Origin of the sequence: Pseudofulvibacter geojedonensis, from assembly GCF_042675745.1 — a bacterium.
Taxonomy (GTDB): domain Bacteria; phylum Bacteroidota; class Bacteroidia; order Flavobacteriales; family Flavobacteriaceae; genus Pseudofulvibacter; species Pseudofulvibacter geojedonensis.
Genome location: NZ_JBHTJM010000002.1, coordinates 223,418 through 236,776, shown reverse-complemented (window position 1 = coordinate 236,776; position 13,359 = coordinate 223,418). Strand labels below are relative to the sequence as shown.

Sequence of the window (13,359 nt, the reverse complement as noted above, 5' to 3'; positions counted from 1 at the left end):
AAAGTACCTAATATAACAAAAAAAAACGAGCTTTGTAAGAAAACTCGTTTTTAGTATACTGTTTTGTTATATTATTACTTCATAGATCCCGTCATATCGGCAGGAACAACCCATTGGTCGTATTCTTCTTCTGTAACATAACCTAACTGTACAGCCTCATGTCTTAATGTAGTACCATTTTGGTGAGCTGTGTTAGCAATTTCTGCAGCTTTATAATAACCTATTTTAGTGTTTAGTGCGGTAACTAGCATTAAAGAGTTGTTTAAAAGTTCTTCAATTCTAGTATGATTAGGTTCAATACCTTGAGCACAGTTTATGTCAAATGAAGCACAAGCATCACCAATTAATTGTGCTGATTCTAGTACGTTTGCAGCCATCATTGGTTTAAATACATTTAATTCATAATGTCCTTGTGTACCACCAATGGTAACGGCAACATCATTACCCATAACTTGAGCGCAAACCATTGTAATAGCTTCACACTGTGTTGGGTTTACTTTACCAGGCATAATAGAGCTACCAGGTTCGTTTGCAGGAATAATAATTTCGCCAATTCCAGAACGAGGCCCAGATGCCATTAAACGAATATCATTAGCAATTTTATTTAAAGAAACAGCTAGTTGCTTTAATGCCCCATGTGTTTCAACTAATGCGTCATGAGCGGCCAAAGCTTCAAATTTATTTTCAGCAGTTACAAACGGAAGACCAGTAAACTCAGCAATGTATTTTGCAACTAAAACATCATAACCGGTAGGAGTATTTAAACCTGTACCTACAGCTGTACCTCCTAAGGCTAATTGGCTTAAGTGAGTTAGAGTATTGTGCAATGCTTTTAAACCAAAATCTAGTTGAGCAACATAACCAGAAAATTCTTGACCTAGAGTTAAAGGAGTAGCATCCATTAAGTGCGTACGTCCAATTTTTACTACATCAGCAAAAGCTTTGGCTTTTGCATCAAGTGTATTTCTTAATTGCGTAACACCCGGAATGGTTGTCTCAACAATTTTTTTGTAAGCTGCGATGTGCATTCCTGTAGGGAAAGTATCATTAGATGATTGTGACTTGTTTACATCGTCATTAGGTAGAATAGTTTTTTCACCTTCACCAATTACTTTACCAGCTAATTGGTGTGCTCTATGAGCGATTACCTCATTACAGTTCATGTTAGACTGCGTTCCTGAACCTGTTTGCCATATAACCAAAGGAAACTGGTTATCGTGTTTTCCTGCTAATATTTCATCACAAACAGCACCAATTAAATCTCTTTTTTCGGTACTTAGCACTCCTAAATCACAATTTGTAAAAGCTGCGGCTTTTTTTAAATATGCAAATCCATAAACTACTTCTAAAGGCATAGAAGCAGGAGCGCCAATTTTAAAATTATTTCTAGATCGTTCTGTTTGTGCTCCCCATAATTTATCTGAAGGAACCTTTACTTCTCCAATAGTATCCTTTTCAATTCTATATTCCATGTTATAAATAACTTAAGTGTTGTTTTTAAGATGCGCTAATTTAGGTAATTATTTTTGTTCTGAATAGTAATAAGAAAGACTCTTAATAAAAATACTTTTAGTGTAGGTAAATTAGTTTATTCCTGTTATATTTGACACGAATTCGAAATTTCCGGAAATTATGTTTGAATTTGATCAATACTTAGGATTTTTAGCCTTTTTAACCATTGCAACAATGGGATTTTGGTTGTTGATTTTTATCGCAACTTTTGTAGTTCCTTATTGGATTGGTGGTTCTTTAGTTGAAAGACTTAAAGAGTTAAAAGAAGAAAGAGACGCTAGAAAAAAGTAATCAAAAATTACAAAAAGCAAAAAGCAACCATTTTAGGTTGCTTTTTTTATATCAGTAACTATTGGTTTTTATGATTTAGAAGCCTTAACATCTATTTTTATTTCTACATCATCTTTTATTAAGTAATCTCCTAACTCAGCAGGATCTGCTATTTTACCTGAGTTATATTCTATACCCCATAGTGTTCTGTCTATCGTGAACTTATTACTAGATACTTGTACAAGATCTTCTGAGTGGGTTATAATAGCATCGAAAGAAATACTTTTTGTAATTCCTTTTAAGTTTAGGTTCCCAGTTATTTTATTTCCCTCTACATTGGTAATTTCAAATGTTGCATTTGAGTACTTTTCCATGTCAAAAAAGTCAGGACTTAATAAATGCCCGACTAATTTTCCGTAAGATTCTTCTGTTTCAGGTATATCGGTTACTTTTAAGGTTTTTATGGGAAATGTTACTTTACCTCCTTTTAAATTTTCACCTTCGAATTTTAAGATACCTTCTTCTGCAGAAAATGAACCAGTATGACCTCCAACAATTTTATTTGCTTGCCAAAAAATTTTTGAATCTGGTTTAATAGTGTAGTTGTGAGTTGTTACGATTTCTTTTACTTCCTTAGCATCTTCTACTGCTGCTTTTGGCTCATTTTTACAAGCTAATAATAAGCCACATGTTAAGAAAGCAATTGCAATGTTCTTTTTCATGGTATAAATTTTTATAAATTGGTATATAATCATATAAAAATACAAAAAAATAACCGGTATGCGTTTCAAACTATGAAGATAAAAACAATGCATACCGGTTTCTCACCTTAAATAAAATTCTTAGTAAAAGTACCTTTTTGCATTTGATTCAACTCTTAAAGAAAAGCTAAATAATGTTAAATAAATTAATGACAAATTGGCATTTGTAAAGAATTGGCAATACTTTTGTCAACTTTAAAAATGAAAGTGATTTTTGAATATTCACTTATTAATAAAGTTACATTTGAATTAATATATGTCTTGAAGCTAAAGACAATAAATATTTAGTTGAATATATGAGCACAAAAGAAGAGCAACCAGAGGCAATAGAAGAGAACAAAGAAATGGAGAATGAAGCTACACCAACTAATGAGGCAGAGGTAGAGCTTTCTGTTGAAGAAAAGTTACAAGAAGAACTGGCTAAGGAAAAAGATAAGTTTTTACGCTTATTTGCAGAGTTTGAAAATTATAAAAAGAGAACTTCTAAAGAGCGTATAGAATTGTTTAAAACAGCTAGTCAAGGTGTTATGCAAGCTATGTTACCAGTGTTAGATGATTTTGACAGAGCCTGGATAGAGATAGAAAAAAGTAATGATGAAAACTTGATTACAGGTGTAGAGCTAATAAGTAATAAGTTTAAGACAACATTAAAAGATAATGGTTTGGAGCAAGTTGAGGTAACTCAAGGAGATGTTTTTAATGCCGATTATCATGAAGCAATTACGCAAATTCCAGCACCATCTGATGATTTAAAAGGAAAAATTATTGATGTAGTTGAGAAAGGTTATAAGTTAGGTGATAAAATAATTCGTTACCCTAAAGTGGTAATAGGGCAATAATATTTAAGGATTAAAAATCTTTAATGTTTTAATTTTAATCTTTGAATTAAATAACAATGGCAAAGCAAGACTATTATGAAACGCTAGGAATTTCTAAAGGAGCATCAGCTCAAGAAATTAAGAAAGCTTATAGAAAAATGGCAGTAAAGTATCATCCAGATAAAAATCCAGATGATAAAGAAGCTGAAGAAAAATTTAAAGCTGCGGCAGAAGCTTATGAGGTATTGAGTGATGAGAATAAGAAAGCTCGTTATGATCAATATGGACATGCTGCTTTTGAAGGAGGAGCAGGTGGAGGCTTCGGAGGAGGCGGAATGAATATGGATGATATCTTTAGTCAGTTTGGAGATATTTTTGGTGGAGCTTTTGGCGGCGGCGGTTTTGGCGGTGGCGCAAGACAACGTAGAGCTAAAGGAAGTAACTTGCGTATTCGAATTAGCTTGACACTAGAAGAAATAGCTAATGGTGTTGAGAAAAAAATAAAAGTAAAGCGTAAAGTTCAAGCTCCTGGAACAACTTATAAAACGTGTACTACGTGTAATGGATCTGGTCAAGTAACTCGTGTTACTAATACCATTTTAGGTCGCATGCAAACAGCAGCTCCATGTAATGTATGTGGAGGTTCAGGACAACAGATAGACAAGAAAGCTCCTGATGCAGATGCTCAAGGTTTAAAAGTAACTGAAGAAACCGTATCTGTAAAAATTCCTGCAGGTGTAGTTGATGGAATGCAATTAAAGGTTTCTGGTAAAGGAAATGACGCTCCTGGAAATGGAATTCCAGGTGACTTATTGGTGGCTATTCAAGAAGAAGATCATCCTAATTTAAAGCGCGAAGGAGATAATTTACATTTCGATTTATACATTAGTTTTTCTGATGCTGTTTTAGGGACTTCTAAAGAAATAGATACCGTTTCAGGGAAAGTACGTATTAAACTTGATGCTGGAATTCAATCAGGTAAAATATTGCGTTTAAGAGGAAAAGGTATACCAAGTATAAATGGATATGGTAAAGGGGATTTGTTGGTACATGTGAATGTATGGACTCCACAAGAGTTGTCTAAAGAACAAAAGGAATTCTTTAAGACCATGCAAGATGATGATCATTTTGCTCCAGACCCTAAAGATCATGACAAGTCTTTTTTTGATAAAGTAAAAGATATGTTTTCTTAAAGATTAGAAATGTATAATAAAAAAATAGGCAACTTAATTAAGTTGCCTATTTTTTTATTGTTTAATGAACAAACCTTACATTAATTCTGGATATTGTTTAGGGTTCGCTTCATTCATTATAGCGTAAACTTTTTCAAAAATATCTTCTGCAGAAGGTTTAGAGAAATAGTCTCCATCTGTACCATAAGCAGGTCTATGCTGCTTAGCGGTAAGTGTGTGTGGTTTGCTATCTAAAAACCTATAGGCATTTTGATTCTCTAGAATCTCTTGTAATATAAATGCTGAAGCTCCACCAGGTACATCTTCATCGATTACTAAAAGACGGTTAGTTTTTTGAATACTTTTTACAATATCATGATTGATATCAAAAGGTAATAAAGATTGAATATCAATTACTTCAACATCAATACCAACTTGAGCTAATTCTTTAGCCGATTCTTCAACAATTCGTAAAGTAGAACCATAAGATACTAAAGTAATATCGCTACCTTCTTTTATGGTTTCTACAACTCCAATAGGTGTTTTAAACTCACCTAGATTATTAGGCATTTTTTCTTTTAATCGATACCCGTTTAAGCATTCTACTACCAACGCAGGTTCGTCACTAGCTAATAAGGTATTATAGAATCCAGCAGCTTTTGTCATGTTTCTAGGTACTAAAATATGAATACCTCTTAACAAATGAATTAAACCACCCATTTGAGAACCTGAATGCCAAACTCCTTCTAAACGGTGACCTCGTGTACGAACAATAAGTGGTGCTTTTTGTTTTCCTTGAGTTCTATAATGTAGAGTAGCTAGATCATCAGACATGATTTGTAAGGCATACAAAATATAGTCTAGATATTGAATTTCTGCTATTGGGCGTAACCCTCTCATAGCCATACCTAAACCTTGACCTAAGATAGTAGCTTCTCTAATACCTGTATCAGATACTCTTAATTCGCCAAATTTTTCTTGTAAACCTTCTAATCCTTGGTTAACATCTCCAATATGTCCTGCGTCTTCACCAAAAATTAAAGCTTCAGGGTATTTTGTAAATATGGCATCAAAATTATCTCTTAATATTACACGAGCGTCTACCATATCGCTATCAGAACTATATTCTGGAGCAACTTCTGAGATATCTTCTGTTTTGTTTTGTTCTGTGTATAAGTGAGAGCTGTATTTTGGTTGAATTGTAGCTTTGTAATTATTAATCCAATTAATTAAATTGTTCTTAGCATCAGATTCCTCATTAATAACATAGCGTAAAGTTTTTCTAGTAGCCACTAATATTTCTTTACGTATAGGTTCATCTTTACTGGCTAATTCTGTTGCTAGTTTTTGGATAAAAGTTTTGTTAGTCGAGCTTTCTGCTACTTGATTTATAATAGATACAGCTTCTGTCTGTTCGTTTAAAAGTGGCTTTATAAAAGCGTTCCAAGCAGCTTTTTTACCTTCTCTAACTTGTTTTTTAATATCCTTATCTATGGTTGCAGCTTCTTCTGCAGTAAAGATATTGTTGTTAATCATCCATTCACGCATTTTAGCAACACAATCGTACTCAACTTCCCAAGCCAAACGATCTTTAGATTTGTAACGTTCATGCGAACCAGAAGTAGAGTGACCTTGAGGTTGAGTTAACTCTTTTACGTGAATTAAAACCGGACAATGCTCTTTTCTTGCAACAGAGGAAGCCCTTTGGTATACATCTACTAAATTAGGGTAGTCCCAACCGTTGATAGTAAAGATCTCATATCCATTAGAGTTTTCATCTCTTTGGAAGCCTTTAAGGATTTCTGAAATATTCTCTTTGGTAGTTTGATGTCTTGCATGTACAGAAATTCCGTATTCATCATCCCATACAGACATAACCATAGGTACTTGTAAAACTCCCGCAGCATTTATAGTTTCAAAAAATAAACCTTCACTAGTACTTGCATTTCCTATAGTTCCCCAGGCAATTTCATTTCCTTCAACAGAAAATTTTTCGGTATTAATTCCTTCTACATTTCTGTAGATTTTTGAAGCTTGAGCTAATCCTAATAAACGTGGCATTTGCCCAGCAGTAGGAGAGATATCTGAACTTGAATTTTTTTGTTTAGTTAAGTTTTTCCATGTGCCATCTTCTTGTAAACTATGAGTAGCGAAATGCCCACCCATTTGCCTCCCAGCAGACATAGGCTCTTCTATAATATCTGTATGACCATATAAACCAGCAAAAAATTGCTGAATTGTCAACTCACCAATAGCCATCATAAATGTTTGATCTCTGTAATAACCAGATCTAAAATCACCATTTTTAAACGCTTTAGCCATGGCCAATTGTGGAACTTCTTTTCCATCTCCAAAAATTCCGAACTTAGCTTTACCTGTTAAAACTTCTCTTCTTCCAAGTAAACTACATTCTCTACTTGTAATGGCTATTTTGTAATCGTTTAAAACTTCTGCTTTAAAATCTTCAAAAGTAATATTGCTAGTAGTATTATCTGTTTTACTCATGGTGCGTAGAAATTAACTTTTATATCTCTCGCAAAAGTAGTGAAAATAGAAGATTTTAGCAAATTGAAAAACATCTCTTTTTTATTAAATTAACTTATATTTAGTTAATTTTTTATGAAAAATTTAAAATAGTTTAATAAAAAGCTTTCTTGAATAAGAAATCTTCAATGTGTTAATGCCATTTACGAGTGAACAATCCTATTAATACTTTAGGTGTCAAAACTATTTTAAAACGTATTTTTTCTTGATATTTTGTTTGATTAACTTCCCAACCTAGGTTAGAATATACAGGAAAATATAATTCAAAATAATCTGGTACTAGGTTTAAATGTATACCAGAGTCATAAACAAAATTTGTTGAATTTCTATTTCCCACAAACCCTATATCTCCATAAGCAAATATATATTTCCAGATGTTAGTGTTTAAATTAGTGGTTGTAATCCAGCTATTAGCAAAAGGGGTAAGTAATTTAGATTTAAAACCTCCTTCGGCAATAATAATTTGTTGACTATATATTCCAGTGCTTTCTGATCGACCTAAATAATCATAATCAAACAAGTAATCTGTTGGACGGTCTAAAGCAAAACTAAAGTAATCAGAATTAGTGTTGTTGTATAGAAAGCTTCCAGCAAATAAACGAGCATTAATTTGTCTGTTGTTTTCAAAAGTTCTTCTCCACTCAAAACTAGCTGATATTTTTCCAAACCTTTTTGCAAATTGAATATCTGTACCAGCAGAATAGAAGTGCAGTAAGTTCTTGTTAGATAGGCCGTATTTTAAATTGAATACACTGTAGTTTGGGTCTGTTTCAATACCTGATTGTTGTTCTTGCTGAACAGTAACATGCCTAGCAACAATTTTCTGACTAAAATTATCTCTTAAGTCATTTTTATTACGAAACGAAAAAACGATAAACGGATTAAAACGTTGGTAACGCAATCCTTCTTGATAGTGATAGGTAGAATATGATAATGCATAATCTACACTAAATAAGTTTTTGTTTTTTATAAATTGAGTGTAAATAGCGCTTGCACTACCAATTAAAGTTTTACTGCGTAAACCATAAGTGGGTTTAATACTATAAGTAAATGGTTTTTTTAATATTGCTTTGTTAGAAAAACGCATTCCAGGTGTTAAACCATCGTATAAGTTAAAACCTAATTGTGGAGTGTAAAAAGCCTGATTGTGTTTTGGGGCTTCAGCGTCTTTTAAGAAACTAAACTTTAATGGTTTGTTAAATAAATGGTTTTTAATTGTTTTAGTATTGTTTCTTTGGTTAATTTCTGGAACTATTTCTTCGTAATTTAAAACCAACCTATCTGGTTGATGATTGGGTATAAGTACTGTTTTTTCACCAACAAAACCATCAATATATTGTTTGTGAACAATTTTTTTATCTACTATCTGGTAAATAGCGATAGGTGTAGTTGTTTGAGCTCTATTTTTTAGCTGAACTTGAATAGTTTGAGCACCTTCTACAGCATCTAAAATTGTATAATCTATTGGGTTGTTTGTGTTGATAAAGTCTGATATAAACCAACTTATGTCTTTATCTGTTTTACTTTGTATAGCGTTAAAAAAGTCATTAGAAACGATATTAGCAGTTTTATTTTTAAGGTAAAACTCTTTAATGGTTTTTGGAATGATGTCTTTACCTAAGTAATCATTTAAGTACACTAATCCAATACCTGCTTTATTTTTATTAGCTATTTTTTGATTGAATTTTAATAATGAATCTTTTGAAGTGTTAATAGCTTGTCCTAAATTAATTCTAGCCATGTATTGAGTAGTATAATCATACTGGTCATTAAATTTCTTTTTTGCTATTTCAAAAGATCTTAGCCCCCAAATTTTAGACAATGTTCCTAAAATTTTCATGTCAGGGTAATATTTTTCAATATACTGATACATTAAATAGGTTTCTAAAGCATCATTTAACCAGAAATCTTTTCTAGGGTTGGTGTTTACGGTGTTTTTTAAAAAGTTGTGTATCGTTGTTTTTAAAATTTTAACTTCATATTGAAAACCGTCAGGGTAAGGTCTAATAAAATCTGGAAGTTGGTTTAGACCGTACACAGGGTTGTTTTTATAGGCTAGTTCTGAAAGGATTAATTTTTTATGAGGGTATTTACCAAGTTTTTCAATTAAAAATTGATCAATTTTATCATGAATAACTGCTTTTAAACCGATACCAATTCCCTCATTATCAATATCAGATATATAACTTAGGTTTTCTGTTTTAAGTTCAGAAAAATTACTGTTTTTACTTAAATAGAGTTCGGTGTTGATTCTATTAACGCCTTTAAGCAGTACTTTACTAATACTGTCGTTAGAGGTTATATTTTGAATATCTAAATCACTAGTAATTTTATAGCTTTTAGGAAAAGTTAAGTTGATGTATAAATTACTATTAGGGAAATATAAGTCGTCTAAATCTTTATTGCTGTAATATTCCCAATTTTTATTTAGCTTGGCTGGTACAATAAACCATTCTTTAAGAGCAATGTCTTGTTTGTTATCAATTCCAAACCCATTAAATTTTGATGATGGTAGTTGTAGTTGGTAATTTAAAATAAGCTCTATAGATTGTTTTTTGTCAAGCGGATTTTCTAATGCTACCTCTATTATATCTACTTCGACTCTTTTGTATTTTAATGAAATGTTGTTTGACAAAATAGAATTTATAGTAGTAATACCTCTTTCTTTGTCTTTAGCAAAATGCATTTTTTGAATATACTCTTCTTCATAGCGAATTGCCAAAGGAGAGTTTTTAGACGAAGATGAATTATTCCAGTCAGATAAATAAATACGATCTATAGGTTTATTGGTAGTATTATGTATAAGAATTTTTTGTTTTACAGAAACCTGGTTTTCATCAGGGTTAAATTCGGCATTGATAAAAATATCTTCTTGAGCTTGAAGAAAACTGTAACAGCTTAAGAAGATAAAGAATATAGATATTTTTATTGCTTTCAATTCGTTTTAAAAAATTTGAGTGGCTCAATGTTGAATTTGTCGTTGGTAATATAGTAAATACCGGTAGATAAATGAGCAACATCTAGCGTAATTAATGCTTCACGGGTTATATAATAATCTAATACTCTTTGTCCGAGTTGATTATAAATAATTAGTGTGCTGTTATTTAATTTGTTAGGACTTTTTTTAATTCCTAAAGAATGTGTAACGATATTGCCATCACTAAAGCTAAGTAAATTTTCTACAACTATCTCAGAAGAAATTGTTAAAGTTTGCTGAGTTTCTAGTTCCATTACAACAGGTAGATGATCACTAAAGTTAAATAAATGGTTTCTAATTGTTTGTGAATAGGTTCCAGAACAGCTAGTATTGTTTATACTCTTATTCCAGCAGTTTCCATTATTTCCATAGGCTGCATATGTGTTGGGTTTATAATAAACTTCAGAGGATGTTTGAAGGTTTTCAGACATCATTATAAAGTCGAATCGATCATCAATACCTCCAGTAGATCCATCTCCAATATGTCCGTTTCCATCAGTTACAGAAAAAGTAGATTGTGTAAAAATATCTTGAAAAGAACTTGTATTGTGCCAAGAGCCAGGTCTGTTTATGGGATCTACCATAACAATGTTATTGGTAGGATCTAATAATTCTACATATGCAGGTTCATTAGCATCGTATAAGTTAAAGTCGCCCGCAAATAAAATATACCTATCTGTTGGAACACTATTTAATGCTGTTGTGAAAACATTAATAGCATCTAATCTCTTTTGTTCGTTATTAGGATTTTGCGAGTTGGTTCCTGCTTTTAAGTGAGTAACAAATACTTCTAAATATTTTGGATTAGTAACTTTATCAGGTGTTTCTAATAGAAATGTATATTGGTTTATATCTCTAACAACAGTTGTATGAACAGTCTCTGTTACTAAGTTTAGTTTTTGATGGTTAAAGTAAATCATTTGTTGTAAATCACTACTAGGTACCGACTGATTACTTACAAAAGTGGCAGCTACGTATCTATTATCAGGAGTTTGAATAGCGTTTAATACACCACTAGCACCACCATTTTCCAATTCGCAAACTGCAAAAATATCGGGCTGATAATCATCTAAAATAGCTTCTAAGTGACTAATTCTTGATGGCTGAGTAGAAGGGTAGTGTAATAAGTTATAAAACATAACTTTTATATTACCTTGGCTAAAAGATAAGAGCGTGCAGGAAAGCACAAAAAATGAAAGTAGCTTTTTTTTCATGAAGTAGTTTTTAAAGAAGTGAGAAGAGAAAATGTTATATCAAAAAACACACTGAGGGAGTTTGCTAAAACTCCCCCAATGATGTATGATATTAGGCAATTAGAAATTAGGACTTAAAGCATACTTTCTGTAGAAAGCGTCAAGAATATTTATAACTTCATCTTCTGTGTCTACAACATTAATTAAGTCTAAATCTCCAACACTAATAGTTTTGTGTTCTATTTCCATAGTTTGTTTAATCCAGTCTAATAAACCTGACCAATATTCTGAGCCAACTAAAATAATTGGGAATTTTTCTATTTTATTTGTTTGTATTAAAGTAATAGCTTCAAATAATTCATCTAAAGTTCCGAACCCACCTGGCATTACTACAAACCCTTGAGAATATTTAACAAACATTACTTTTCTAACAAAAAAGTAATCATGATCTATTGATTTATCTGAATCGATGTAAGGGTTGTCATGTTGCTCAAAAGGTAATTCTATGTTAAGCCCTACAGAAGTTCCTCCTCCTAAATGTGCCCCTTTATTACCTGCTTCCATTATTCCCGGGCCACCTCCCGTAATTACTCCATAACCATGATTAACAATTTTATTGGCAATACTTACGGCTAGTTCGTAGTATTTATCTCCTGGTTTAGTTCTTGCAGATCCAAAAACAGATACACAAGGACCAATTTTACTCATTTTCTCAAAACCAGAAACAAATTCGCTCATGATTTTAAAAATAGCCCACGAATCATTTGTTTTAATTTCGTTCCAAGTTCTGTTTAATTGTGATTTTCCCATATAAGATTTTTTTTACTGATTATCTATAAGATGTTTTTTTTCAAACCTACCAAAAATAATATTTTTTTCATTATCCAAGTAAAATTGTAGAGTTTAAACTAAAAAACAGATAAATTTTACTGTTTGTAGATTAAAAATGCACTTAGTCTAATAAAACATTCAACTAGATAAAAAAACTGTTTATTTGTCGGCCCTAAAAATTACTTATGAAAAAAATATTTCTTGTTTTATTCTTATTACCATTATTAGTAGTTGCTCAAATACCTAATTATTATAATGGTATTGATTTTAGTTTAACAGGAGATGCTTTAAAAGCAGAGCTTAGTAATTTAATAACCAATACACATACAACAGAGCTGCCATATACAAGTAGTTTAACAGATACTTGGGATGTTTTAAGACAAACTGATTTGAATCCTAATAATACATCAGAAGTATTGTTACTATATGGATATGATGATTTAGATGCGGTTACCAAAAATGATTCTAAACGCGATAAGAATTTATCTTGTCATGTTTCATCTTGTATTGGTTTATGGAATAGAGAACATGTTTATGCAAAATCCCTGGCAACACCTTCTTTGCAGACAGATGATCCTGGAGCAGGAACAGATATTCATAGTTTACGTTCTTGTGATGGACAAATGAATAGTTCTAGGAACAATAGACCATATGAGTCGGGTAGCGGTAATGCAGGTATAACTAATAATGGAAACTGGTATCCTGGAGATGAATGGAAAGGAGATGTAGCAAGAATGATGATGTATATATATGTACGTTATCCATCTCAGTGTTTGGCAACAAATGTAGGTGTTGGAAGTGCATCATATTCTAATTTTGGTGATATGCCTAATATTTTCTTAGATTGGAACGAACAAGATCCTGTTTCGCAATATGAACGAAATAGAAATGATGTTTTAGAAGGTATTCAAGGTAATAGAAACCCTTTTATAGATAACCCATATTTAGCTACTATTATATGGAATGGGCCAATAGCTACAGATACTTGGGCAGTATTATCTAGTCAAGATGTATGGTTTAAAAATGTATTTGTTTATCCAACTTTAACTGAAGATTATGTGTATATAGAAGCTGGTAATAAGGAAGAGTTTGTGTATTATGTATACAATACTTTAGGCCAATTGATTAAGTCTGGTAGTACAGATTATAAAATAAATTTATCTAACCAATTAGAAGGTATGTATTTTATAAAATTAACACTCGGAGGTGCTCAAGAAAAAACTTTTCGAATATTTGTGAAGTAAATTCGAGAAAGCAATAATGGAATATTTGTATAAAAGT

At 31.8% G+C, this 13,359-nt stretch carries 10 protein-coding genes; 4 read left to right on the top strand and 6 right to left on the bottom strand.

Annotation, left to right across the window (positions count from 1 at the left end; genetic code table 11):
* Positions 1-74 precede the first annotated feature (74 nt).
* Positions 75-1,472: a class II fumarate hydratase gene (gene fumC, locus ACFQ1O_RS01805; RefSeq protein ID WP_377712697.1), complete on the bottom strand. Its 1,398-nt coding sequence runs from the start codon at positions 1,470-1,472 to the stop codon at positions 75-77.
* Positions 1,473-1,632: 160 nt separating this feature from the next.
* Here fumC and ACFQ1O_RS01800 point away from each other — a divergent pair, with 160 nt between their 5' ends.
* Positions 1,633-1,803, top strand: coding sequence for a hypothetical protein (locus tag ACFQ1O_RS01800; RefSeq protein WP_377712695.1), 171 nt, complete (start codon positions 1,633-1,635; stop codon positions 1,801-1,803).
* Positions 1,804-1,871: 68 nt separating this feature from the next.
* On the opposite strand, the gene ACFQ1O_RS01795 is transcribed toward ACFQ1O_RS01800, so the two are convergent.
* Entirely contained in the window at positions 1,872-2,504 is a 633-nt protein-coding gene (locus ACFQ1O_RS01795; RefSeq protein ID WP_377712693.1) for a YceI family protein, read from the bottom strand.
* 383 nt (positions 2,505-2,887) lie between these two features.
* Between ACFQ1O_RS01795 and ACFQ1O_RS01790 the strand changes: the two genes are divergently transcribed.
* Positions 2,888-3,382: a nucleotide exchange factor GrpE gene (locus ACFQ1O_RS01790; RefSeq protein ID WP_377713216.1), complete on the top strand. Its 495-nt coding sequence runs from the start codon at positions 2,888-2,890 to the stop codon at positions 3,380-3,382.
* 56 nt (positions 3,383-3,438) lie between these two features.
* The gene (gene dnaJ / locus ACFQ1O_RS01785; RefSeq protein WP_377712691.1) at positions 3,439-4,554 is read left to right on the top strand and encodes a molecular chaperone DnaJ; all 1,116 of its coding nucleotides are present in this window, start codon (positions 3,439-3,441) and stop codon (positions 4,552-4,554) included.
* 75 nt (positions 4,555-4,629) lie between these two features.
* On the opposite strand, the gene ACFQ1O_RS01780 is transcribed toward dnaJ, so the two are convergent.
* From ACFQ1O_RS01780 to ACFQ1O_RS01765, 4 genes are all read right to left on the bottom strand, one after another.
* A complete protein-coding gene (locus ACFQ1O_RS01780) occupies positions 4,630-7,038 on the bottom strand; it encodes an alpha-ketoacid dehydrogenase subunit alpha/beta (RefSeq protein WP_377712689.1) in 2,409 nt (802 codons plus the stop codon).
* Between the two features lie 172 nt (positions 7,039-7,210).
* Positions 7,211-10,015, bottom strand: a complete 2,805-nt coding sequence (locus ACFQ1O_RS01775; RefSeq protein WP_377712687.1) for a M1 family aminopeptidase — start codon at positions 10,013-10,015, stop codon at positions 7,211-7,213.
* Complete coding sequence (locus tag ACFQ1O_RS01770) at positions 10,012-11,193, bottom strand: endonuclease/exonuclease/phosphatase family protein (protein WP_377712685.1); 1,182 nt, start codon at positions 11,191-11,193, stop codon at positions 10,012-10,014. Before ACFQ1O_RS01770 ends, ACFQ1O_RS01775 begins: the two co-directional genes overlap by 4 nt.
* A 174-nt stretch (positions 11,194-11,367) precedes the next feature.
* Positions 11,368-12,057 carry an LOG family protein gene (locus ACFQ1O_RS01765; RefSeq protein ID WP_377712683.1) on the bottom strand — a complete coding sequence of 230 codons (690 nt, stop codon included), beginning with the start codon at positions 12,055-12,057 and terminating at the stop codon, positions 11,368-11,370.
* 206 nt (positions 12,058-12,263) lie between these two features.
* Here ACFQ1O_RS01765 and ACFQ1O_RS01760 point away from each other — a divergent pair, with 206 nt between their 5' ends.
* Entirely contained in the window at positions 12,264-13,322 is a 1,059-nt protein-coding gene (locus ACFQ1O_RS01760; RefSeq protein ID WP_377712681.1) for an endonuclease, read from the top strand.
* Positions 13,323-13,359 lie beyond the last annotated feature (37 nt).

What these genes read in the sequence shown, in the direction of transcription:
- ACFQ1O_RS01800 (WP_377712695.1), top strand. Translation starts at nt 1,633, where the DNA reads ATGTTTGAATTTGATCAATACTTAGGATTTTTAGCCTTTTTAACCATT.
- ACFQ1O_RS01765 (WP_377712683.1), bottom strand. Translation starts at nt 12,057, where the DNA reads ATGGGAAAATCACAATTAAACAGAACTTGGAACGAAATTAAAACAAAT.
- ACFQ1O_RS01790 (WP_377713216.1), top strand. Translation starts at nt 2,888, where the DNA reads ATGGAGAATGAAGCTACACCAACTAATGAGGCAGAGGTAGAGCTTTCT.
- dnaJ (WP_377712691.1), top strand. Translation starts at nt 3,439, where the DNA reads ATGGCAAAGCAAGACTATTATGAAACGCTAGGAATTTCTAAAGGAGCA.
- ACFQ1O_RS01770 (WP_377712685.1), bottom strand. Translation starts at nt 11,193, where the DNA reads ATGTTTTATAACTTATTACACTACCCTTCTACTCAGCCATCAAGAATT.
- ACFQ1O_RS01780 (WP_377712689.1), bottom strand. Translation starts at nt 7,038, where the DNA reads ATGAGTAAAACAGATAATACTACTAGCAATATTACTTTTGAAGATTTT.
- ACFQ1O_RS01760 (WP_377712681.1), top strand. Translation starts at nt 12,264, where the DNA reads ATGAAAAAAATATTTCTTGTTTTATTCTTATTACCATTATTAGTAGTT.
- fumC (WP_377712697.1), bottom strand. Translation starts at nt 1,472, where the DNA reads ATGGAATATAGAATTGAAAAGGATACTATTGGAGAAGTAAAGGTTCCT.
- ACFQ1O_RS01795 (WP_377712693.1), bottom strand. Translation starts at nt 2,504, where the DNA reads ATGAAAAAGAACATTGCAATTGCTTTCTTAACATGTGGCTTATTATTA.